The following is a 21,408-nucleotide window of genomic DNA, read 5'->3' as shown; positions in this document are numbered from 1 at the left end:
TCCATTATTTAAAATAGCCCTGTTCCTCATAGTACCGCCGAGCCCCGTCATGAAGCGGGACCGGGAGATCCAGTGCACGGAATTCTTTGTCGTCCATTGCCCGCATGAAATCCTGTCCGGCTGTATACACAGGTCCGTTGACCTCCAGAGCCCAGGCGATCTCATGGGCAAGTTCCTCGTCCATGTCCGCAGAGACACAGACCAGGACTTTCTCGCAAAACGTCGTGATCTCCTCATCCTGGTTTTCGTAGGTTTCCGCCGGGATCGTGATCTTACTGTACTCCGGGTGTCCGGCCAGGATCGCATCCAGCTCTTCGTCCGTATAGGACAAAAAGCGGATCCTGTTCTCCGATGCCAGATCCTTATAAGCTGAAACCGGACTCTCCGTGAACGCATGGATCCCGTCCGCCCACTGGTCGCGGATCCCATCGGTTCCTCCTTTGATCCCGTAGTACCAGATCTCGGAATTTTCCTCATTGATCCCCAGGACGTCAAACACTTCCCCGGACACTTTTGCAGTCTCAGAACCTTCATTTCCGGCCGCGAGCGGATGCCCCTTTAACTCCTGTACCTCAGAAAGTCCCAGTTCTTTCGGGGATGCCCAGGTGGAGACGATCGGGTAACAGGCCGCGATCGCGCGGAGTTTTTCCTTTCTTTCGCCTTCGCACGCGCCGGTTCCCGTGTATGCCTCCAGAGCCGCCCCCGCCGGAACGATCACCAGATCATACGTTCCGTCAAACAGATGATCCATACTCACATAGGCGCCTTTCGACGGCCATGTCTCCACATAGATCCCCGGAACTGTATTGCTGATGGTCGCCGCCACGGCTTTTCCGGCCCGGTCCGTCACGCTGTCCTCAGTGAAAGTCCCCATAATGAGCTTCCGTGTCTCCTGAGCATCAGACTCCTTCTTTGAACATGCGGACAGCACGCAGGACGCGGCAAGAAGAGCCGCCATTCCCGCGCACACCCGTTTCTTCCTGTTTTTCAGCATTTTCATCATGCGATATATCCGTCCACGCAGACAGCGCCATACGGGCGGATGCTCATGCGGTATGCACTTCCCGGTCCCATGGCCTTTTCGATATAGGTGATGTACTCATCAGCCACACGGTTCGGCAGCATCGCCATGATAACGCCTGCGAATCCGCCTCCGTGAACACGGCATGCGCCGCAGCCCTTCTCCTTGATAAATAACTCCGTGAGAGCCAGCGCAGATGTGATCCCCTGCTCCTCAGAGCCCGGAACATAACAGTTCTGGAGCCATTTCCAGGAGGAATTTCCGGATTCCGTGATCAGATCCAGGAATTCGTCGAAGCGGTTCTCCTTTAAAGCCTTTACTTCTTTCTCCACGCGCTTGTTCTCCTCAAAGAAGTGGAGTGCACGTAAAAATGCGCGGTCGCCCGCCTCTTTTCTCACTTTTTCTGCGTTGTCGATCACTTCTTTTTCCGTGATGTCCGCGCAGAACTCTTTGCCGAACACGGCTGCCACGCGTTTCATCTCATTCGGGATTGAGGAATACTCTTCACTCAAGTCTGCATGTCCCTTTCCTGTCTGGACGATGATCAGACTGTGATCCTGCGCGCCGAAATCATAATCGATCTTCTCAACGACCGGTTTTAATGGGTTCTTGAAGTCGATCGTGATCATGCCGCCGACCGCGCATGCCATCTGGTCGAGAAGTCCTGATCCCTTGTTCCAGTATTTGTTCTCCGCATATTTGCCGACATGGGCATATGTAACGACGTCCACTTTGCCGTCATTAAAGAATTCGTTGATCATGGAGCAGATCAGCATCTCATAGGATGCGGAGGAGCTGACCCCGGCGGAGCTGATCACGTTGCTCGTAATGTAGGCATCGAATCCGCCGATCTGATATCCCATCTCCTGGAAGCCTGCCAGCATTCCTTTTGTCAGATCGATAGTCCCCGCCATCTTGTCGCTCGGCTTTAAGTTATTGATATTGATCGTGAATTTCTGGTTGTATGTCTCACTGATAATGTGGATCTCGTCGGTTCCGTTTGCTGCCGCACAGGCTACGCAGTCCAGATTGATACTCCCGGCCAGAACCTTTCCGTTGTTGTGGTCCGTATGGTTTCCACTGATCTCGGTACGGCCTGCGGAGGTAAACATGCTTACATTCTTCTCCCCAAACGCCTGTCCGAATTCCTCGAGAACATGCTCATAGCGCTTCTCATTCTCAGCGGCGCCGGTTCCGTACATCTCCTTAAAAAATCCGGACGCTTTCTCGCTCTGTAATGCTCTTTTTGCAGCTTCTCTATCCATAACCCCAATCTCCTTTTCGATCCGCTCTGCGGATATTTTATTTACGCTAACAACGAGCCAAAGTTCGCGCTTGCGCGAGACCTTGGCGACTGTCGCGATAACAAATTCTTTTTTTCGCTTTTCTTCATGAAAAATTTTCTTTTTTACGGTATGTTCCAGTGAAATGCAGCAAAATCCGATTGAAAAGAAACTTTCTATTATTATATAATACTTCTTATATGTGTTGCAAGGAAAACTTTATCTTCGTCGTGATAAGCCTTCCATATCTTTCAGGCGGTGAGCAAGCCGCTCACGCTGGTCCGGCTCATGCGTCAGGCCTCACGCGCATTCAACTTAAATGAACATGAATCAGAAAGGATTTTATATATGTTGCAAACCGACTGGGGCGGAAAACCGTACCACTCTCTCGACTATGAATTAAAGAAGCAATTTGGAAAAAAAATCTATAAGATCTCCTTAGACGGCGGCATGACATGCCCAAACCGCGACGGAACACTCGGCACAGGCGGCTGTATCTTCTGCAGCGCCGGAGGATCCGGGGATTTCGCGGAAAAACGCACCTCTTCCCTTAAGGAACAGATGGATCTCGCAAAAACCCGTGTCAGACGCAAGATATCCGGAAATGACAATTCCTACATCGCCTACTTCCAGTCTTACACGAATACATATGCTCCGCTCCCTTATCTGGAACAGCTTTTCACTGAGGCTGTCTCTTTCCCGGAGATCTGCGGTCTTTCCATCGGGACAAGACCGGACTGTCTGCCGGATGGGACGGTGAAATTATTGGCAGAATTAAACAGGAAAAAACCGGTATGGGTGGAGCTTGGACTGCAGACGATCCACGAGGATACAGCAAAACTCATCCGCCGGGGATATGAGCTTCCTGTCTTTGAGGATGCGTACCGCAGATTAAAAGCTGCGGGTCTCACCGTGATCGTCCATGTGATCCTCGGGCTCCCGGGAGAATCGAAAAAGCAGATGCTTAAAACTGTTCGATATCTCGGAGAGCTGCACGTGGACGGGATCAAGCTGCAGCTCCTTCACGTCTTAAAAGACACTGATCTCGCAGCTCTCTACCGTTCCGGCGCTTTTCGCACGATGGAGCTGCCGGAATATCTGGAGCTCATCGGAGACTGTCTGAAAATCCTCCCGCCCGATACCGTGATCCACAGGATCAGCGGGGACGGACCGAAGTCTCTGCTCATTGCGCCGGAATGGAGTGGAAACAAGCGGCTTGTTTTGAATTCGATCGCGAAATATCTGAAGGAGCAGAAAATCTATCAGGGAATGGGGCTTTTGTAAGTGCAAAAAAGTCCGGTTTTCATGAGAGAAAATTTCTTTTTCCCACTGAAAACCAGACTTTTAATTTTTTTCAAAACGGTTGTTACTTTCCTTCATTGTTCTGATCCACAGTCAGTCATTTCATTACAAAGCATGTGATTCCCGTCTGTCATAGACACGTCCTTTGGTTTTATTGTTAATTTTATACCGACGCGATAATTCCGCCGTCTCCCGCGTAGACCGTCGCAAGACCGGCCATCTCCGTCACGATGATCTCCTTGAATTTTGCAGTCTGCTCAAACTTTTCTTTCACATACTGCGCGCGCTCCGGTGCATTGCAGTGTGCGATCGTAAGGCGTTTATCTTCCGTTGTTCCTGCCTCTTTTACGACGATCTCCACCATTCTCTGAAGCGCTTTCTGAATACCGCGGGCCTGATCGAGCTTGATGATCACACCGTGATCTGCGCCCATGACCGGCTTGATATTTAACTTTGTTGCGAAGAATGCCTGAAGTCCTGTGAGTCGTCCGTTCTTTCTCAGCGTATCGAGTGTCTCAAGAACGAAATATGTCTTCTGTCTGTCGCGGTATTCCAGTGCTTTCTTCACGATCTCATCAAACGGGAGATCCTGCTCACACAGTTCCTGGATATAAAGCGCAAGATTTACCTCTCCCGTGGAAGCCGACTCAGAATCGATCACCGCGATATTCTTCTTTCCAGTTCCGAACTCTTCCTCATAGAGATTCTTCGCAAGAACCGCACTGTTGTAGCATCCGCTTAAGTGGGAAGAGATCGCGATAATAAAGACATTCTCCTCCTCACAGCAGAGAGCATCCTTAAATGTCTCCGGAGACGGGCAAGCGGTCTTCGGGCATTCCGGGCTCTCCTTTACGATCTGAAGAAAACGCTTCTGGTCAAAATTCTCATCATCGATAAACTGGTGATCTTCCACCATCAGCGTAAACGGGATCAATGTAAAATGCGGATCTTTTCTCTGCTCTTCTGTAAGATCCATACAGCTGTCCCCGATAATTCTATAATTCATACTGTTTCCTCCAGCTCTATTTTCTATCACGGCTCTGATATATTTTTATTCATCCCCCGTGATGTAGTATTCAATACCATATATTATAGAGTGGCTTTTATAGAAAGTCAATAGGATGACAGTATTTTGCCGACGCTTCGTATTCTGAATTGGCAAAATCTGCAGCCGCAACGGCATCATACGGAATTTTCAGTTCAGAAACTTTCTGCCATGTACAACAACGGTTTCCAGGTAACAAGTGAAAACACGCTTCGCGATTTTCCCCTTGTTATCGCGACAGTCGCCAAGGTCTCGCACAAGCGCGGACTTTGGCTCGTTGTTCGCGTAAAAAAATTCCCTGCCAGACAAACAGGTGTTATCATTTCTCTTGTCTGTCTGGCAGGGAGCATATCAACGTGTGTCCGCAAGTGTCAGGATCACTTTTTACACATCTTTTCTCGATCCGATCATTCCCTTCTTCTTCAGATAGGGAGCGACCGTTATTTCATCTCTGCGAAAATCTCCCGCCCGGGATGAACAGTGTTCGTGTACGCGCAGTGATTCCAGTCATACTTCCATCGATCAGAAGTCAACTTCTGTTCCATAATAAGTGCAGGTAAGCAGTTTAGCCATCGCTGCCGGATCGATCGGTCTCGGGTTGGAGCCGGTACATGCATCACCGACGGCAAGTTCTGCGATATGATCTACCTTCTCCTTGAACTCATCCTCATTGATGCCGAATTCTTTTAATGTCTTCGGAATATTCAACTTCTCGTTGAATTCATTGATCTTAGCACAGAGACTGTTGATCAGTGCCTGTCTGGATCTTCCTTCCAATCCCATTCTTCTCGCGATCTCCGCGTAACGATCAGCCGCAACCGTATCTTTCGCATTATACTGGATCACATATGGAAGATAGATCGCATTTGCACATCCGTGCGGGATATGTCCGGTGGAGAAAGCAGCACCTGTCTTGTGAGCCATGGAATGCACGATTCCTAAAAGTGCGTTGGAGAATGCCATTCCCGCGAGACACTGTGCGTAGTGCATCTCTTCTCTCGCATGCTTATTTCCGTTGTAGGATGCCGGCAGATATTCAAGAACCATCTCGATCGCCTGGAGTGCCAGCGGATCTGTAAACGGTCCGTTCAATGTGGAGACATAGGCCTCGATCGCATGTGTCAGAGCATCCATACCGGTATATGCAACCTGTTTGACCGGAAGTCCCATAACGAGATCCGGGTCCACGATCGCAACATCCGGAGTAATATTAAAGTCGGCAAGCGGATATTTCACGCCTGTCTGATAATTCGTGATAACGGAGAACGCAGTCACCTCTGTGGCTGTACCGGAAGTAGACGGGATCGCAGCGAATTTCGCTTTCTGTCTCAGTTCCGGGAAGCTGAACGGAGTGATCAGATCTTCGAATGTTGTTTCCGGATACTCGTAGAAGGCCCACATCGCCTTCGCCGCGTCGATCGGGGAACCGCCGCCCATCGATACGATCCAGTCCGGTTCGAACTTGCGCATTGCTTCCGCGCCTCTCATAACTGTCTCTACGGACGGATCCGGCTCAACCCCCTCAAAGACCTCGACTTCCATTCCGCCTTCTTTTAAATAATTAACCGCCTTGTCAAGAAATCCCTGGCGCTTCATGGAACCACCGCCGACAACAAGGAATGCTTTTTTGCCCTTCAAATTCTTTAACTCTTCCAGACATCCTTTTCCGTGATAAATATCTCTCGGTAATGTAAATCTTGCCATATGTTCCGTTCTCCTTTCACAAAGCTGTCCTTTCAGACATTGATGCAGTGTTTATATCGCATATTGAGCGAAAAAGATCTGGCGAATATCCTGCCTGGTTTCCTTTTCCCTTTGAGAGTATTATACCATTGTTAAATAATTAACGCAAGTGATTCCCGGTTTATATTCTGATATTTTTATGTGTTTTAGCTTTACTTTCTATATAAAGCAGTCTGTTCTTTTTTCAGTCTTATAATTGCTTGTCAGTTTTTTTCATTCCACAGCAACTTGACTGATCGTATTTTCCTAACTGTACTCTCTCACATGCCTTGCATAACTCAGCAGACCGATCATTTGTTCAGATTCGGGGCTCATAGGCATTTTCTCCTTCTCAGTATTCCGATGATACAGACCTGCAAAACCTCTTTTTTACACTCGCGAGATTTCATAAATATCTTCCATCGGGATCTTGTCTCCCTCTTCCAGGATCAGCAGCTGCTCCGCCTCGTCCACTCTTTTTATATGCCCCGAGGCTGTCACATATGCACCGCCATCCTTTTTTTCATCGGGGACGAAGAAGGTCACCGTAATTTCAGGGTGAATCTCTTTTTCTTCCAATATCAGCCGTATTTTCTCATCCAGCTTCTCTTTTTCATATTCATCCAGCTCGATCCGCTTTTCCGTGATCCGTTCCGTCTCCCTCAGGACCGCCCCGAAACCGGTGAGTGCCGCAAATGGAGCAAACTGGGACGCCCGGTCCCCGATCGGCATCCGGGGATGCCTTGACCTTGTCGGATATGGAAGATCAATGATATCTCTGTATGTCTCCCACGCACTCATGCCTTGTGACCTCCGATCTGGCTGTTTCTGGTTACCGCTGTCGCTCCCTCTTCCAGGTTCATTCCCTTTAGAATCGCGTTTTTTCCGAACTTTTTCTTGATCTCCAGAACCGCCTGCTGCATCCGTTTTTCCCGTGCCAGATCTTCCGCTTCCTTCTTTTTCTGTTCCAGCTGCACTCCATAATCAGTAAAGAGATCCAACTGTTCGTATGTTTCCTTCTTTTGCTCCGCTCCCTCACAGGCAACATGGTTTGCAGAGAGCGCGATCCGCCGCACCAGAAGTTTCGGATTCATGATCTCATCGTAAAGAGACATCACTGCGTCCGTGATCCGCTTTGTGGAAGAAGTATGTCCGCCAAGATTTTTAGAACCATGGGCATGTTTCGGGATTCTTCTCCCGTAACGGTCGGTAACAATCTCACCGCCATAATTTCCCTTTCGTTTCGGATCTGTCAGGTTCTCGATATCGTACCCCACCGTCAGGACCACCTGATCCGTCGTCAGTTTCTTATCCACAAGATCCAGCGCCAGAAGGTCTGCCATCTCCCGGACAACAAGTTTCGCTTTTTCAACGGTATAAGGGCAGGCGAGAACCTGTCCCGATCCGACACTGTGATTTTCCGGTTTATATGCCTTAACGTCCGCGATCGTACACGGTTCATATCCCCAGGCGTGATCGATCAGAAGTTCCGCATTGACTCCGAACAGCCGGTACAGAAGATCTTCATTATAATAATCCCCGTCACTTCCGAGTGAACACCTTGCGATATCCCCCATCGTATAAATTCCCCGCTCTTCCAGCTTTTTCGCATATCCACGTCCCACGCGCCAGAAATCCGTCAGCGGACGGTGATCCCACAGATTTCTTCTGTAGCTCATCTCGTCCAGTTCTGCGATCCGGACTCCGTCCGCATCCGGCTCGATATGCTTCGCCATGATATCCATAGCGATCTTGCAGAGGTAAAGATTTGTTCCGATCCCGGCTGTCGCCATGATCTTTGTCTGTTTCTGAATTTCACGGATCATTTGGACTGTCAATTCGTGGGCCGTCGCATGATACGTTTCCAGATACGAAGTCAGGTCGATAAACACCTCATCGATCGAGTACGAATGAATATCTTCCGGAGCTATATATTTTAAATAGATCTGGTAGATCATCGAACTGATTTCCATGTAGTGCGCCATCCGCGGCGGCGCGGCGATAAAATCCAGGGCGAGATCCGGTCTTGCTGCCAGTTCATTCGCCTCGCAGGAACTTCCCGTAAATTTTCCTCCGGGAGCGTATTTCTTTCTCTCCCGGTTCACCTCCGACACTCTCTGCTCCACCTCAAAAAGGCGGGCACGCCCGGGAATCCCATACGCTTTCAGGGAAGGCGACACCGCAAGACAGATTGTTTTCGAAGTCCGGCTCCGATCTGCAACGACAAGATTTGTCGTCATTGGGTCCAGATTTCTGTCTACAACCTCGACGGAGGCGTAGAATGATTTCAGATCGATTGCAGCGTAGATCCTGTTTTCTCTGCCTGTCGTATCTGCCATTGCTATTCTCCCCTCCCATTATTTTTTCTACAATCTTATTCAGAGTTTCTGCGCATTCCTGTTATTTTAAGCCACCAAACTCTTCGTAGAAGTATTCCTCTCCGTCTTCTTTTATTTTGCACTCACAGGAAGAAGGACCCGCAAAAAATCCCTGTGCGGCCGCGCCGGATCCGCCTCAAATACCTGGATCCGCCCATTATCAGGTCCACGGTCTTTAAACGCAGGAAACATAAATCCGCAGACCGGCATTCCAGGCTCATAATCCCCTCTCACCGGACATACCGCACAGATCAGAAAACGGTAAACTTCCTCCGATTCCCATAGACTCTCCTTATCCTTTGCCTTTCTCGGCACATCATAGTTCCCATGAAAGAAATATACCGCATAATCCCCGGACGCCTGATACTTTTCCCCAAACATCTCATAAAAAATATCCAGCAGTGCATCATTCTTTAACTCACACTCCCGAAGCGCACAGAGCAGCTGCCATACACTCCCCGGCTTCTTCTCCTCCGGGTTAAAAACATACTCCTTTAACGCAACATTCGTCTCAGAAAACGGGATTATCTTCGCGATATCAAGGTTCTTTTGCTGATCCGGCAGGGAAAGCTGACGGAAATTTTTATTAAAGGTTCCGTCCACAAATCCATCTTTATCCAGATACGCACCGGCGATCCGGTCAAAGCAGTTTCTTTTTAACGTCATTCTCCTCGTAAGTTCCAGCATGTCATCACGGTTGATCGTACCCATATATTTTCTCCGCCCTCTCTTTTTTCCATTCCTGTTTTCTGTTATTCCTGTATTCCGAAATTTTTATTCCGACTTATTTCTCTTATTTTTCTCTTGATCGATACTCCTATTATATAATCAGAACATATGTTCGTCAAGCTTTTCTATGTTTTTTCTTCTCTGCCCATAAAGTTCTCTGGTCACAATAGCTTAAGCACGGAAAACGCAAAAAGATCCGCCAGCGGGGATCATTGTTATGATTCGCTGTCGGATCTTCCTTTGTCTTACCATCTCTTAGATCGTGTGAATTCTCACATACTCCCAGGTATATGTGCCGCTCTTTCCTTCATCTTCCAGGATAAACGGTGTCACTTCCTGATATCCTTCGTCTTCCATCATATTCGCTGCCTCAAGACATGACTCCAGATTATTCTCAAAATCTACGGAGATATACGGATTCTGGTCACAATCGGCCTTTCCGTCCTGATCTAAATGCGCAATTGCATACTGCATATTGATAACTTCCTTTCTTCATTATTATTTTCTGAACTGGTGTGATTATACCATATTACTGCGACATTATCAAGTTAAAATCAGTAATAATTATCATTATTGTCAATTATGGCAATCCACTTGCAGGCTGCGTAATATCACCTCTCTCCGCTTCGCTCAAAGATCAAATGTGTTCTTGTAAGTGATACCATTCCAACACTTCCATCAGATTTTCCCGCCGTACACGTTCACCACCGCGGAGCATCATATCCAACATATCTTCTTCCTCCGCTGTGCGGTCCTTCTTACCCGCAAGTGCTTTCCCCGCAGTCCGTATCATGAGCTCCATCATCATGCGGTACATCCCATGAAGTTTATTCACATCAAAATTTCCCTGTATGGTAAAAAGCGGGCACTCCCCTGGAATGCAGTTTTTTTTCCGGACAGCATCCGTCTGCGTTCCCGTACGTCCCATTCCGACGGCACAGACAGCCTGCACCTGATAATGCCTGACAGCCGCTGAATATCCTTTTATGGTACCTGCCATGATCCAGCCCAGGCAGATCACGTCTGCACCTGGTCGGATCTTTTTTTGTGCCTCTTTCATTGAATATGCAGGAAGTCCTGTTTCCTGCGCCAGGATCTTGGCATATTGCTCTGCACTACCGGTATTCGTAGTATAAATGATCGCCTCCATATGATTCTCCTCCAACAAATAAAAATATGCTTCGCGAGTTTCCCCTTCTTATCGTGACAGCCGCCAAGGTCTCGCGCAAGCGCGGACTTTGTCTCGTTGTTCACGTAAAAAAAGACACAATGCGGGATCGATTTCTCGATCAGCACTGCGTCTTAGCGTCTGGCTCTTTCTCTTGTTCCAATTGGGCTACCACTTCTTCCATGTGGTGGGGCATAATATTTTGTCAGCTTATACTGAACCGGATCACACATCAGGTCTCACTTGCGCTCAACCTGAACCTGGATCATATAATTTTTTGCATCGATCAATGTTTCGCTTTTACATTTCGGACAGAACAACGGAAACGCCCTGAGTTCCGTCTCCCAAAGCAGCTGCAGACGTGTTTTTGCCCCACACACCGGACATCGGATCCAGAATCTTTCCCGCCCTGTATATTCTGTCATTTTACATCCATCCTCTCTGCTTCCATCCGCCTGATAAAACGGTCGATATGTTCCCTCAGCAATCCGGAAACTGCACTTTTTTCCTCTGCGCCGTCATAAATGCTGTAGAGCAGAAACATTGGACCATAAAACTCCAGGGCAAGCTGCATGGCAGACGCATCGCTGTCCGTCATCTTCCGAAACACCGCCGCCATATACTCCGCTGGCCCGGTCGCCAGATAATCATGATACAGCTTTTCAAGTTTCGGATCGCGATACTGTTCCAGCGTCAGCATCTTCCTGAAATTAGACGCGAACGGTTCCTCCGTCCAGTGGGCAAACTGCGCCATGCTATATGAACGGATCTTCCCGATCGGCGTGTGAAGATACGCCTCCGCGAAACCATCCGGCTCCGTCTCCGGCATCTCGTACTCTTCCGCCCGCTCATAATCCATCTGATTCATCCGCTCCACGATCCTGTCCAGGATCTCCTGTTTTCCCGTGTAGTGCTTATACAAAGCTCCCTTTGTAATTCCCAGCTGCTTTGCGATATCATTCATGGAAGTCCCCGAATATCCGCTCTGCGCGAACAGCTCAAGGGCAGCCTCCAAAATTCGTTCTTTCGTCTCTCCAGCCATGACCTGACTCCTTGTTTCTTGTAACCGTTCGGTTACTTTGTATTATAGTAACCAATCGGTTACTTGTCAAGAGGTTTTCATTTTATTTTTCACTCCCCTCAAACTGCAGCAGCGATAGTGCTTTCTTTGTGCGAAAACAAATTTGGCTCTGGAAATAGATTCCGAAATATCGCATTTTATTTATTCTTTTATTTCGAGCTTTCCATAACCCGGTATTGTCATACTTATGAGATTATTATATCATTATGGAAGATCCTGATATGAAAATCAATGAAAACGTTTATTTATATATGCGTAGAAAGGAAAACAAAACATGGACATGAAACGTAGAAGAGACATGCAGATCGCGTACATCGCAGATCAGAGTGTCATGGAGGAAATGGCAAAATGCAGAAAGATCCTGCAAAAGCTTAACTTTGCAGACCGCTCCGATTTTGATGGGATTTCGGAGACAGTAAAAGAACTTTTAGGGAAATCCGAAAATGCCTGGATCAATCCGCCTTTTTACTGCGATTACGGCTCCCATATTGAAGTCGGGAAAAATTTTTATGCCAATTACAACTGTACGATCCTGGATGTCGCAAAAGTAAAAATCGGTAACAACTGCCAGATGGCTCCGAATGTTGCGATCTATACAGCCGGACATCCGATCCATCCGGATACCCGCAATTCCGGGTTCGAATACGGGAAAGAAGTTACCATCGGGGACAATGTCTGGCTGGGCGGAAATACCGTCGTGTGTCCAGGCGTCCACATCGGAAATAACGTTGTGATCGGCTCCGGAAGTGTTGTCACAAAAGATATTCCTGACTGGTCGATCGCTGCCGGCAATCCCTGTCGCGTCATTCGCAGGATCACCGAGACCGACAGAAGAAAACTGTTCCATGAGGAGGAGATCGATGAGGAAGCGTGGGAGATGATATGTGCGCAGAACAAGTGAGCCTATGAAAAAGTCTGTAACAAGATCATGAAGGGCAGGAAGTTCAAAAGGAAATCCGGATGATCTATCATCCTCGTATCAAACCATACAGACTCACTCCGATCATAACCACTGCAAGTCCAACAAACACCGAATAAACCACCTTGCTTCCCCTGGATTCCGTATTTCTAATGCAAAACACAAGATAACAGATCCAGACAATATAAGCGACAAACAACAGGCCGCTCATATAAAAAAACATCGCCAAAAAGAACAGAGTATTAACCACCTTCATGCCATTCTCAGAAAAAAGGATCTCTTTTATTTTCCTCATAGCCCTCACCTCCATAAATTTTGCCGATGTATCCTCTCTTTACCAAAGTTTCATTCAATAATCGATAAAACCGCTCCAGTTCAAGATCCATCTATGATCAACCGTGTTCTGGACTTTCGACAGTTAAAATGTGCGTTGTTAGACTCATAAACAATAATCAAAGTGCTGTCATTAACTTTTGATCATTTATCTAATATTCCCACTTCTATACTTAAAATTAAATGGGAAATAATATATCTCAGTCGTGTTTTTTCCTCCTATTGAGTTCCATATATAAATTTTGTATGTGAAACTGGAATAGACAATAGTCCCGCCATCCTCAAATACTTGTTTACTCCATGGAAAAAATAAAAACCAGGAAACAATAAGAGTTATTACTACCGTCCATAGTATACAATGTTTTTTCATTTTGTCCTCCCATTTTTGTTGTATGTACATCAAAGTGTTTCCACTCTCTGGTTATGCAATATTCAGAATTTCTTATACTCTCAGATTAGCGTCCAGGTCTGTGCTCAAAAGCAAACAGGATACTTAGGAAATGATCCATCACCCGCCGGAATATGTATTGCATAACAGTCAAACCAGTCATATTCTGATCCAGGACAATAATATACAGAATTCCCTCCAATATCTTTTTTAGTGAATATGTTCGGATTGCTTTCTATTACAGCGTTCAGCTGTTCTTCCCGTTGTCTGAATTGCATGTCGCCAGCTTTACCTGGAGCTTATTACTGTCTATCTCGCATTCATATGTTACTGCTAAATAACTCTTTGCCACGGAAGCTTTTTTATCCAAAGCGCTGAATGATTCATTACCTGAATTACTTTCCTTATTAGGATCAAGCACAAAGACAGGCGTGCTGTTGTTTGCAAAAAAATCCACTATGGAATCATACTCCGTGTTTTCTATGGATTCTGTGATATTCTCATCTTCACCACTTTGAAGTGTTTCGGATGGCTCCTGTACATTGCGTGCTCCGCAGCCTGTTAATGTTAAGCCTGCTGCCAGGATAAAGATAATAACGGCTTCTATTATGCACCATTTATCTTTATAGACAGCTGTTTTAGTTTCAGGATATAGGCGATGTAAACGGTATAAACGAACAATCCCCGCCACAAACCAAATCACAGCAACTAAGACAATGCTATTCGATAAAAGATTTCCTCTAATTACCCGAAAATAAGTTAAAGCTCTTCTTAAATATATACCTGCTAAAATACAGCCCAGTCCGAAGAGAAAAACTCGCCATGTTTTTACTGATTTATTTGTCATAAAAACTCCTATTCTCCCAGGGGCATTATCTCAACAATGCACTGCTAATTATATTTTCCCTCCGTCTCATTCAATGATCGATAAAATTGATCTAACACAGAATCCATCGATTCATCCATGACATATTTTTGTCTGTTCACCGTAACATTTCCCCCTGAAAAAACGATGTCATATTGGTGTGTTTTTGTTGATATAATAGCTCTTTTACTCCAGCCATTTGAATGGGCGATCGATAATACATATCGCTTTTTTCTGCACGCAGATCATTGAGTTTCGTTATTTTCCCTATGAAAATCAATGCACATATGATCACCAGCAGGAAAATGCTATCTCTTATTTTAATTTTCTTTTTGCTCACCCTGCCTCCTATCCAGGTGACTGAATAAACATATGGCTGTCAGGAAACCTATAACTGAAAATACAAAAATATATCGAGCATATATTATTAAAACAACATACACAATTGTTGAAACAAGCGAATCTGGTAAAAATGGATGCCATTGATGTACAAGTATCGCTGCTGTTGCAAGTACATACACTCCTGTGACAGTAACAATCAAGACCAACAACATTTGCTGTACATTTTTATTAAGAATTATTTTACTTTTTACAAGTATAAAATAACTCAGGAAATATCCTCCCATAAAATAAGCGATAGGAAAAAAATAGAACCACCAAAATACAATTTTCTTAAAAGAAAAAGTAAGTCCCACATCCTCATGGATCTGCTTGTAGAACGGTAAAAGGAACAGATCAATCACAAACAGTGCCAACATAATTTTCTCACGTCTTTTCATAGAGGTCCTCCTCTCTCGGTGCAGGCTGTCAGTCGATCTTCTCTTATTTAAATTATATTGCAATTCATATTTTTTTCAATATACTTCCATTTATCTTTATAATTCGTAATATATTATTTATATTTTAGTTAATTGTCTGTAAGTTATTCTTTGCTACATCTACAAAAGCCTTTCTTTTCAATCTCCCACCCGGTCCTCTTTTGCAAAAAGCTTCCTCTCTTCCTCCAGCAGGCATCCTTCCGGCGCATACATCCCAAACAGCCAGTCCTCCAACGCATTCAGGTTATCATCGGAATGCTCGATCTCCCTCGCGTACCGCCAGGAGAGTTCCTCCACATCCTGCATGGACAGCTTCTTCCCGTTTTCCAGCCACCGGACGATCAAAAATTCCTGGATCCAGCGGACAGAAAACAGCGCCAGCTCCAGCTTGGAGCAGACCATATCGTCATAGACTGCCCCGCAGAAATATGTATAGACAAAGAACATTAAAAGCTGTTCGCCCAGATTTTCCCACTCTTCTTTATGACTGCTCAGCGCCCCATACATCCGGTGAAATTCCTCACAGATCTTAAAATATTCCTCTTTGCTTCCCTGATACAGCCACTTTTCCGCTCCGTCAAGCACCTGATCCCACTCCGGGCGCAGACGTTCCAGGCCATAAAGCACCTGAAGTTCTTCCTTCTGCCACTCCCACTGATGAAAAGATGCCGCATCCACGCCCTTTTCCGAGAGACTTTCCGATACAAACTCCCACAAGGTTCCCTCCCTGTGATGGCGTTCGCATTCCTGAAGCAGATCATCGATCTCAAACTCTCTTCCTTCCTCCATACAGATCTGGTATCTCTCCGCCAGCTGCTCGCACGCTGCCATACGCAGTGTCAACGGCAGATTTCGATCCTGTAAAACAGAGAAAAGAACATCTCTGGTGTCTTCCAGTCTCGAAAACATCATAAAATCAAACTCGTCAAAATCATCCTCCTCGTCCGTCTCCTCCTCAAGGAACCGGACCGGCTCCTTGCAGGAAAGAATGATCTTCGCCGCCTCCGGGCAGGAAAGGGACAGGGATAATTCCCTGAGTCCTTCAAATTCCTCCGTGTGTCTCGGATAAAGGCGGCAGGTATCGCAGAGCGCGTCCGGTCCCAGTGCCTTATAGAGATCACACAGGTTTTCATGATTCAAAAATGCGCACCGCCGTTCATTCTGACAGAAGCACTTCTCTTCCCAGTTAACCGACCCATGCAGGCGTTTTCCAAACTCCCCCTGCACGTTTTTATACTTCTCCAGAGAAGCATCATCGATCATGATCTGCCATCCCGCACAGCAGGTATCCGGGCAGTCTCCGGCCGTACAGACAAATTTATCGTAAAAATGTGGTTTTAAATATCGCATCGTTTATTTTCCTTTCTGAATCACATAACTCTCCAACTGCAGCTTTTCTTCCGGCGCATATCTGCATCTGCCGTTAATGATATTCCCTGTAATAAGCATCCGGATCTCCGTATTTTAAAACAGCTTCCTGCTGTTCTTCATCACTCAGACTCCTCATAAACAGCCAGTTTTCCTCATACATATAATGCGGATACCGAAATCTCGTTCTCACAAATGTATTCGTTACATACAGGGCAATGTGTTCATCATACTGTTCCACTTTCTGCTCAAATCCAAGACTGTAAAGAAACCAGTTCCATGCAAAAAACAGGAACAGAAAAACCGCCGCCACGATCACCGGTATCCTGATAATCCTTCTCATCCAGCCGTCGAATTTCTTTCTGTTCCACGCCAGCAAAAAAAATGTCCCCGCTGTCAGCACGATCTGCCAGAACACGCAGAGCCCAAGTGCAATGGCGATCGCCCTGTCAGGGATATAATACCAGCCATCACGCAGCCATTTTTCACCTGAAAAAAAGAGAATTGTGACCACACCGAACACACCTGCTGCAGCCAGCAGTATATAGAGCCATTTTTTCTGTATCTTCATGTCGCACCTCAACGAAATCTAAATTCTTCCGCTACCATAATATCATAAAAAACAGGTGTAATGCAAAATTTTCACATTTCTACACTACACCCGTCATTTCGTATGTTACTGTTCGCGCCTTGCGCAAACAGTAACTGTATATTTTGCTCACAGCTCAGAAGACGAAACCATACACGTGAACATCCAGCACTTCTCAACTACAGCGCCGTCCCTCTCTTCGGCACAAACATCCCGGACATGTCTGTCTGTTCCAGTTTCAAAAGCCCGATCTTCTTCTCAATTCCGCCCGCATACCCGGTGAGACTACCGTTCGTTCCGACCACCCGGTGGCATGGAATCAGGATTGAGATCGGATTGTGGCCGACCGCGCCTCCGACGGCCTGAGCGGACATGTGCTTTTTTCCTGTCATCTCAGCAATTTTTCTGCCGATTTCTCCGTAAGTCATCGTCTTCCCGTATGGGATCGTAAGCAGGAGCTTCCAGACCTCTTTCCGGAATTCTGATCCGTCCGGCGCCAGCGGCGGAAGAAACTTCGGATCTTTTCCTGCGAAATAAAGATCCAGCCACTCTCTCGTCCTCTTCAAGACAGGAGTTTCCTTCTCCTCTGTCCCGTTCTCTTTTAACCCGGAAGCAAAATACTTCTGCCCCTCAAACCAGACTCCCTTTAATCCATCTTTATCCGCCGCCAGATAAAGGATTCCAAGCAGTGAATCATAATGCGATACAAAGATCATATTCTGTTTCTCCTTAAATTTATCATATCCACCAGCTATTTTGTGTCTTCTTTATCATGCTCTCTTTCCAAGCCATACAGCCACCCCAAAATGCACCAGGCAGACCGCTGCTCCCAATACGAACACCCACTCCGGACCGACAAACTTCCAGACAGCTCCTAAAAGCCCGGAGACCGTCACCGCCAGCACATGATCCACACTGAGTCCGAAGGACAGGTTCTCCATCACGTCCGCCGGAGAGTCGCTGAGTTTTTTCATCAACATCACATGGACCGCATTAAAGTGATCCGCGATCATAATAAAAATATATGCCGTGAATGCAAAGATCTGCTCGACTCTTCCTGTAAACACACCGGACGTGATCCCATGGACCGCCCAGGCCGCATACAGAAAGATCGCCCCGATCGTCACACTCTCCAGAACAAGTCCCTTTTTCACCCCATACCGGTCGAGAAATTTTCCGATCTGCGGAGCAATCATACTGCTGCCAAAATGCGCCGCGATTCCAAGAAGCGCCACCGTATCTGCCCCCATCGCAAGGAGCTCGATAATGATCCACGGTGCAAACACCAGACGCATCCGTTTCTGGAAACCATAAACCCCTGTAACGATATAATAAGGAATATATTTCTTCTTAAGCGGCAGTCCCTTTTTCTTCTCATCATGCTTTCGCACATCAAGGGCCGGAACCTCTCTTCTCAGTCTCCACAGGAAGAATAACGCCGCCGCAACGATCACAAGAGACACACAGAACGACGGAATGATCGCTCTGTCCGCCCGGAACCAGAATGCCCCATACCGGAACCCGATAAATACAAGCAGCGATGCAGCCATAGACCCCATCGTCGCATATCCCCGGTATTTTCCAAGAAAGGTTCCCGTCTTCCCCTCATCCGCGAGATCCATCGCGATCGCGTCCCGGACCGGCATGACAATATGATCCCCGAGAGAATAGGTAAACACAAACAGCTGCATTAAGAGATATCCCGGAGATAAGAGTCCAAGGACAAACATTCCCACCGCGTACAGGCAGAAACTGATCATCGCTAACGTCAGATTTCCACATCCCGACAGCGCCGTGATCACAAACACTCCCACAACTCCCGGCAGCTCCCTCGGGATCTCCAAAAGCCCCCTCTGCACCGAGTCCACCTGATACACGCCCTTAAAATAATTCGAGATAATGCTGCCGCCAAATCCGTTCGCAAACGTAAACAAAACAAAAGCGATCAAAAACAGCCGCCTTGCCCTCTCCTTCTTCATCTGTTCCGCCATGTTCATTTCCTCCATCCAGATCTCTCTTTCTTTCTCGTAAAAACATTATCTAACCCCAATTATAATACATATCTCTCATATGAACAAGCGTTCTTTCCCACAGTAACAACCAGATCATATATTCTTCGGATCTATCCTTACACCTCCAATCCCCAGCGCAGGTCAGCCTCCGGAGCCGGGTGCCTGATTTACAGGCCTGGCTTCCTCTTGGCTCGCAGGAAAATGCGTTGGAGGAAATGGGGCGCTTGTCTGAGCGAAGCGAGTTGCGTCCCATTTTCTCCGCCCTTAGCATTTTTCTGCAAGCATAGAGGAACCGCCTGGAAATCGACAGCACCAGGAGCCGGAAGCTGACCTGCGCGTACTTCCGCCAGGTTGACACAACCTCCCTTTTCCTGACTTAACCCAACAAAAATACCGGAACAGCAGCCTCCCCACCATCCCGGTATTTCTCAATTCCTATAAAATTCCCCCAGGAACCTACTCCCCGAGGTCCACCATCACATCAGAAACCTCAACCTTCTGATCGATCAGTCCACTCTCAAGCATCCAGTCGATGTTCTCCTGCCAGCACTCCTCCGTCTGTGTCAGGAACGGAACATCCTCCGTCTCCATAAGCGGCAGCAGAGTTTCACAGGATTTCTCCTCAACACTCTGTGTCAGCGGGAAATTCTCCTCATTCTGGTTGTTCATGAGGATCGCGAGGCAGCCGTCCGGATCCTTCTTAAAGTCCTCAAAGCCCTTTGCAGATGCACGTAAAAAGCCCTTTAAGACCTCCGGCTCACTCTCGATCATCTCATTATTTGCGAGGAACACTTCCTCATAATAATTCGGAATGCCATATCCGTTTGCCATGAAATAATTGACGTCAAAGCCCTCTTCCTCCAGCTGCGGAACCTCATGGTTCACAAGGCAGCCGATGGTGGCATCCACGTTGCCGGTAGTCATGGAGCTCATCAGGTCAAATCCAACATCGATCAGGTTTACATCTGACGCGTCCGCGCCCACATACTCCATCATGGTCTTCACAATGGACTCACTGAGAGCTGTTCCGCCGTATCCAACCGTCTTTCCGACAAGATCGGACGGGCTTGTAATGTTCTTATCCTTTAAAGAAAGTACAATGCTTAACGGAGACTGCACGATCGCGCCGATAGACTTGATCTTCGTTCCCTGATTTGCAACCGCCTGAATCACATCCTGCTGATAATACATTCCGATCTCCGCTTTACCGGCAGCGACAAGAGCCAGAGCGTCATTCGCGTTCGCCGGGAAGCGGACCTTTACATCAAGTCCCTCTTCCGCATAATATCCGCGCTCGATGGCGGTGTAGATAAAGGTGTGGATCGCGTTCGGATACCAGTCCAATACCACATTGACCTCACGGAGATCCTTTTTCTCATCAGAAGCAGCCGCTGTCTCTGCCGCGCTGCTGTTTTCCGCCGAAGCGGCTGCCGCTGCCGTCGTCTCCGCTGTCTTTGTCTCACTCTTACCGCATCCTGCAAGTACTGTCATACTGAAAGCCGCAGCCATCACCGCTGCAGCGATTCTCATTCCTTTTTTCATGTCATTTCCTTTCGTTATCAAAATAATTTGTCCAGCTCTTTCACTGGTCAGCCAGAATTTCATGTTGTGTTTTCTACTCATTTCTCCAGTGAATGATCCGTTTTTCAAGCAGTGTGACCACCCAGACAGCCGCCATCGCCGCCACCGATAACAATAAGATCGGTGCGAACACTCCGGCTCCGTCAAGCTGTGTCATCATTCTCCTGCTGAAATATCCAAGTCCACTCTGGGCTCCCAGCCATTCACCGATGGCCGCTCCGATGATCGATAACGGAACCGCCATCTTGATCGCCGAGAAAAAGCAGGGCAGGACCGCCGGAACCTTCAACTTCATAAAAATCTGACGTTTATCCGCGCCAAAGGTAAACAAGAGCTCTTCCATCTCCGTCTTCACCGACTTAAATCCGTCGAATACCGTGATCGTGATCGGGAAAAATGTGATCAGCACCGTCACAAGCACCTTGCTCCAGATCGTATATCCAAACCAGAGTACAAAAAGCGGTGCCAGAGCTGTCGTCGGGATCGTCTGGGACGCGATAATAAGCGGATAGAGTGCCTTTTCCGCTGTCTCGCTGGCATCCATCAAAATGGCCAGACCAAGGCCGAGAATAATGGAGATCAGAAGTCCGATCCCCACCACCGACATGGTTGCCGGAAGGTGGGCCGTAAATAACGGGCCTCTAAGCTCCCAGAGCCGTACCACCACCTGGGTCGGTGACGGCAGGATATACGCCGCGTCGATTCCCATAGCCGCCGCCTGCCAGAAGATCAGCAGAGCCGCCACCAGAATCGCCGCCGGAAGATTCGTACTCAGAAAATTATGGGTCTGTCCGCGCGAAGCCCCG

The 21,408-nt window shown here is 47.3% G+C and carries 22 protein-coding genes; 2 read left to right on the top strand and 20 right to left on the bottom strand.

Features of this window, described 5'->3' with window-relative positions; genetic code table 11:
• Nucleotides 1-4: 4 nt before the first annotated feature.
• Nucleotides 5-1,003, bottom strand: coding sequence for a TAXI family TRAP transporter solute-binding subunit (locus tag FN001_RS06095; protein ID WP_142411161.1), 999 nt, complete (start codon nucleotides 1,001-1,003; stop codon nucleotides 5-7).
• Nucleotides 1,000-2,286, bottom strand: coding sequence for a galactokinase family protein (locus tag FN001_RS06090; protein ID WP_142411160.1), 1,287 nt, complete (start codon nucleotides 2,284-2,286; stop codon nucleotides 1,000-1,002). Before FN001_RS06090 ends, FN001_RS06095 begins: the two co-directional genes overlap by 4 nt.
• Nucleotides 2,287-2,652: 366 nt before the next feature.
• Here FN001_RS06090 and mnmL point away from each other — a divergent pair, with 366 nt between their 5' ends.
• Nucleotides 2,653-3,588, top strand: a complete 936-nt coding sequence (gene mnmL, locus FN001_RS06085) for a tRNA modification radical SAM protein MnmL/YtqA (RefSeq protein ID WP_142411159.1) — start codon at nucleotides 2,653-2,655, stop codon at nucleotides 3,586-3,588.
• Nucleotides 3,589-3,769: 181 nt separating this feature from the next.
• Here the strand turns inward: mnmL and FN001_RS06080 are convergent, their stop codons facing one another.
• The 9 genes from FN001_RS06080 to FN001_RS06040 all read right to left on the bottom strand — a co-directional run bounded on the left by FN001_RS06080 (nucleotide 3,770) and on the right by FN001_RS06040 (nucleotide 11,690).
• A complete protein-coding gene (locus tag FN001_RS06080; protein WP_142411158.1) occupies nucleotides 3,770-4,612 on the bottom strand; it encodes a DegV family protein in 843 nt (280 codons plus the stop codon).
• 561 nt (nucleotides 4,613-5,173) lie between these two features.
• Nucleotides 5,174-6,355, bottom strand: a complete 1,182-nt coding sequence (locus FN001_RS06075) for an iron-containing alcohol dehydrogenase (protein WP_118605807.1) — start codon at nucleotides 6,353-6,355, stop codon at nucleotides 5,174-5,176.
• 408 nt (nucleotides 6,356-6,763) lie between these two features.
• A complete protein-coding gene (locus FN001_RS06070; RefSeq protein ID WP_142411157.1) occupies nucleotides 6,764-7,174 on the bottom strand; it encodes a YolD-like family protein in 411 nt (136 codons plus the stop codon).
• The gene (locus tag FN001_RS06065; protein ID WP_142411156.1) at nucleotides 7,171-8,712 is read right to left on the bottom strand and encodes a Y-family DNA polymerase; all 1,542 of its coding nucleotides are present in this window, start codon (nucleotides 8,710-8,712) and stop codon (nucleotides 7,171-7,173) included. Before FN001_RS06065 ends, FN001_RS06070 begins: the two co-directional genes overlap by 4 nt.
• Nucleotides 8,713-8,823: 111 nt before the next feature.
• The gene (locus FN001_RS06060; protein WP_142411155.1) at nucleotides 8,824-9,462 is read right to left on the bottom strand and encodes a DUF4317 family protein; all 639 of its coding nucleotides are present in this window, start codon (nucleotides 9,460-9,462) and stop codon (nucleotides 8,824-8,826) included.
• 273 nt (nucleotides 9,463-9,735) lie between these two features.
• Nucleotides 9,736-9,954 carry a hypothetical protein gene (locus FN001_RS06055; protein WP_118297799.1) on the bottom strand — a complete coding sequence of 73 codons (219 nt, stop codon included), beginning with the start codon at nucleotides 9,952-9,954 and terminating at the stop codon, nucleotides 9,736-9,738.
• A gap of 163 nt (nucleotides 9,955-10,117) precedes the next feature.
• Complete coding sequence (locus tag FN001_RS06050; RefSeq protein ID WP_142411154.1) at nucleotides 10,118-10,630, bottom strand: hypothetical protein; 513 nt, start codon at nucleotides 10,628-10,630, stop codon at nucleotides 10,118-10,120.
• A 257-nt stretch (nucleotides 10,631-10,887) separates the two neighbouring features.
• Nucleotides 10,888-11,073 carry a cysteine-rich KTR domain-containing protein gene (locus FN001_RS06045; RefSeq protein WP_118297797.1) on the bottom strand — a complete coding sequence of 62 codons (186 nt, stop codon included), beginning with the start codon at nucleotides 11,071-11,073 and terminating at the stop codon, nucleotides 10,888-10,890.
• Nucleotides 11,070-11,690, bottom strand: a complete 621-nt coding sequence (locus FN001_RS06040; RefSeq protein WP_142411153.1) for a TetR/AcrR family transcriptional regulator — start codon at nucleotides 11,688-11,690, stop codon at nucleotides 11,070-11,072. The genes FN001_RS06045 and FN001_RS06040 overlap by 4 nt, the downstream gene beginning before the upstream one ends.
• 313 nt (nucleotides 11,691-12,003) lie before the next feature.
• Here FN001_RS06040 and FN001_RS06035 point away from each other — a divergent pair, with 313 nt between their 5' ends.
• The gene (locus FN001_RS06035; protein ID WP_142411152.1) at nucleotides 12,004-12,630 is read left to right on the top strand and encodes a sugar O-acetyltransferase; all 627 of its coding nucleotides are present in this window, start codon (nucleotides 12,004-12,006) and stop codon (nucleotides 12,628-12,630) included.
• 986 nt (nucleotides 12,631-13,616) lie between these two features.
• On the opposite strand, the gene FN001_RS06030 is transcribed toward FN001_RS06035, so the two are convergent.
• The 9 genes from FN001_RS06030 to FN001_RS05990 all read right to left on the bottom strand — a co-directional run bounded on the left by FN001_RS06030 (nucleotide 13,617) and on the right by FN001_RS05990 (nucleotide 21,377).
• Entirely contained in the window at nucleotides 13,617-14,216 is a 600-nt protein-coding gene (locus tag FN001_RS06030; RefSeq protein ID WP_117485385.1) for a hypothetical protein, read from the bottom strand.
• 136 nt (nucleotides 14,217-14,352) lie between these two features.
• Nucleotides 14,353-14,574, bottom strand: a complete 222-nt coding sequence (locus FN001_RS06025; protein WP_117485383.1) for a hypothetical protein — start codon at nucleotides 14,572-14,574, stop codon at nucleotides 14,353-14,355.
• Complete coding sequence (locus tag FN001_RS06020) at nucleotides 14,555-15,013, bottom strand: hypothetical protein (RefSeq protein ID WP_142411151.1); 459 nt, start codon at nucleotides 15,011-15,013, stop codon at nucleotides 14,555-14,557. Before FN001_RS06020 ends, FN001_RS06025 begins: the two co-directional genes overlap by 20 nt.
• 177 nt (nucleotides 15,014-15,190) lie before the next feature.
• Nucleotides 15,191-16,402 carry a flagellin lysine-N-methylase gene (fliB, locus tag FN001_RS06015; RefSeq protein WP_142411150.1) on the bottom strand — a complete coding sequence of 404 codons (1,212 nt, stop codon included), beginning with the start codon at nucleotides 16,400-16,402 and terminating at the stop codon, nucleotides 15,191-15,193.
• Between the two features lie 73 nt (nucleotides 16,403-16,475).
• Complete coding sequence (locus FN001_RS06010) at nucleotides 16,476-16,991, bottom strand: hypothetical protein (RefSeq protein ID WP_142411149.1); 516 nt, start codon at nucleotides 16,989-16,991, stop codon at nucleotides 16,476-16,478.
• A 197-nt stretch (nucleotides 16,992-17,188) separates the two neighbouring features.
• Nucleotides 17,189-17,725, bottom strand: a complete 537-nt coding sequence (locus FN001_RS06005; RefSeq protein WP_142411148.1) for a methylated-DNA--[protein]-cysteine S-methyltransferase — start codon at nucleotides 17,723-17,725, stop codon at nucleotides 17,189-17,191.
• A gap of 54 nt (nucleotides 17,726-17,779) precedes the next feature.
• Nucleotides 17,780-19,000, bottom strand: a complete 1,221-nt coding sequence (locus FN001_RS06000) for an MFS transporter (protein WP_142411147.1) — start codon at nucleotides 18,998-19,000, stop codon at nucleotides 17,780-17,782.
• Nucleotides 19,001-19,477: 477 nt separating this feature from the next.
• Nucleotides 19,478-20,563, bottom strand: coding sequence for an ABC transporter substrate-binding protein (locus tag FN001_RS05995; protein WP_243121943.1), 1,086 nt, complete (start codon nucleotides 20,561-20,563; stop codon nucleotides 19,478-19,480).
• 73 nt (nucleotides 20,564-20,636) lie between these two features.
• Nucleotides 20,637-21,377, bottom strand: coding sequence for an ABC transporter permease (locus FN001_RS05990; protein ID WP_142411265.1), 741 nt, complete (start codon nucleotides 21,375-21,377; stop codon nucleotides 20,637-20,639).
• Nucleotides 21,378-21,408: the final 31 nt, after the last annotated feature.

The sequence above is a fragment of the Clostridium sp. Marseille-P7770 genome, from assembly GCF_902143525.1.
In the GTDB taxonomy this organism is placed as follows: domain Bacteria; phylum Bacillota; class Clostridia; order Lachnospirales; family Lachnospiraceae; genus Pilosibacter.
Note: the sequence above shows the minus strand (reverse complement) of the source record. Positions and strands in the feature narration are given on the sequence as shown.

Excerpts from the sequence above, each read along its gene's own strand:
- FN001_RS06095 (WP_142411161.1), bottom strand. The coding sequence starts at position 1,003 with ATGATGAAAATGCTGAAAAACAGGAAGAAACGGGTGTGCGCGGGAATG.
- FN001_RS06090 (WP_142411160.1), bottom strand. The coding sequence starts at position 2,286 with ATGGATAGAGAAGCTGCAAAAAGAGCATTACAGAGCGAGAAAGCGTCC.
- mnmL (WP_142411159.1), top strand. The coding sequence starts at position 2,653 with ATGTTGCAAACCGACTGGGGCGGAAAACCGTACCACTCTCTCGACTAT.
- FN001_RS06080 (WP_142411158.1), bottom strand. The coding sequence starts at position 4,612 with ATGAATTATAGAATTATCGGGGACAGCTGTATGGATCTTACAGAAGAG.
- FN001_RS06075 (WP_118605807.1), bottom strand. The coding sequence starts at position 6,355 with ATGGCAAGATTTACATTACCGAGAGATATTTATCACGGAAAAGGATGT.
- FN001_RS06070 (WP_142411157.1), bottom strand. The coding sequence starts at position 7,174 with ATGAGTGCGTGGGAGACATACAGAGATATCATTGATCTTCCATATCCG.
- FN001_RS06065 (WP_142411156.1), bottom strand. The coding sequence starts at position 8,712 with ATGGCAGATACGACAGGCAGAGAAAACAGGATCTACGCTGCAATCGAT.
- FN001_RS06060 (WP_142411155.1), bottom strand. The coding sequence starts at position 9,462 with ATGGGTACGATCAACCGTGATGACATGCTGGAACTTACGAGGAGAATG.
- FN001_RS06055 (WP_118297799.1), bottom strand. The coding sequence starts at position 9,954 with ATGCAGTATGCAATTGCGCATTTAGATCAGGACGGAAAGGCCGATTGT.
- FN001_RS06050 (WP_142411154.1), bottom strand. The coding sequence starts at position 10,630 with ATGGAGGCGATCATTTATACTACGAATACCGGTAGTGCAGAGCAATAT.
- FN001_RS06045 (WP_118297797.1), bottom strand. The coding sequence starts at position 11,073 with ATGACAGAATATACAGGGCGGGAAAGATTCTGGATCCGATGTCCGGTG.
- FN001_RS06040 (WP_142411153.1), bottom strand. The coding sequence starts at position 11,690 with ATGGCTGGAGAGACGAAAGAACGAATTTTGGAGGCTGCCCTTGAGCTG.
- FN001_RS06035 (WP_142411152.1), top strand. The coding sequence starts at position 12,004 with ATGGACATGAAACGTAGAAGAGACATGCAGATCGCGTACATCGCAGAT.
- FN001_RS06030 (WP_117485385.1), bottom strand. The coding sequence starts at position 14,216 with ATGACAAATAAATCAGTAAAAACATGGCGAGTTTTTCTCTTCGGACTG.
- FN001_RS06020 (WP_142411151.1), bottom strand. The coding sequence starts at position 15,013 with ATGAAAAGACGTGAGAAAATTATGTTGGCACTGTTTGTGATTGATCTG.
- fliB (WP_142411150.1), bottom strand. The coding sequence starts at position 16,402 with ATGCGATATTTAAAACCACATTTTTACGATAAATTTGTCTGTACGGCC.
- FN001_RS06010 (WP_142411149.1), bottom strand. The coding sequence starts at position 16,991 with ATGAAGATACAGAAAAAATGGCTCTATATACTGCTGGCTGCAGCAGGT.
- FN001_RS06005 (WP_142411148.1), bottom strand. The coding sequence starts at position 17,725 with ATGATCTTTGTATCGCATTATGATTCACTGCTTGGAATCCTTTATCTG.
- FN001_RS06000 (WP_142411147.1), bottom strand. The coding sequence starts at position 19,000 with ATGGCGGAACAGATGAAGAAGGAGAGGGCAAGGCGGCTGTTTTTGATC.
- FN001_RS05995 (WP_243121943.1), bottom strand. The coding sequence starts at position 20,563 with ATGAAAAAAGGAATGAGAATCGCTGCAGCGGTGATGGCTGCGGCTTTC.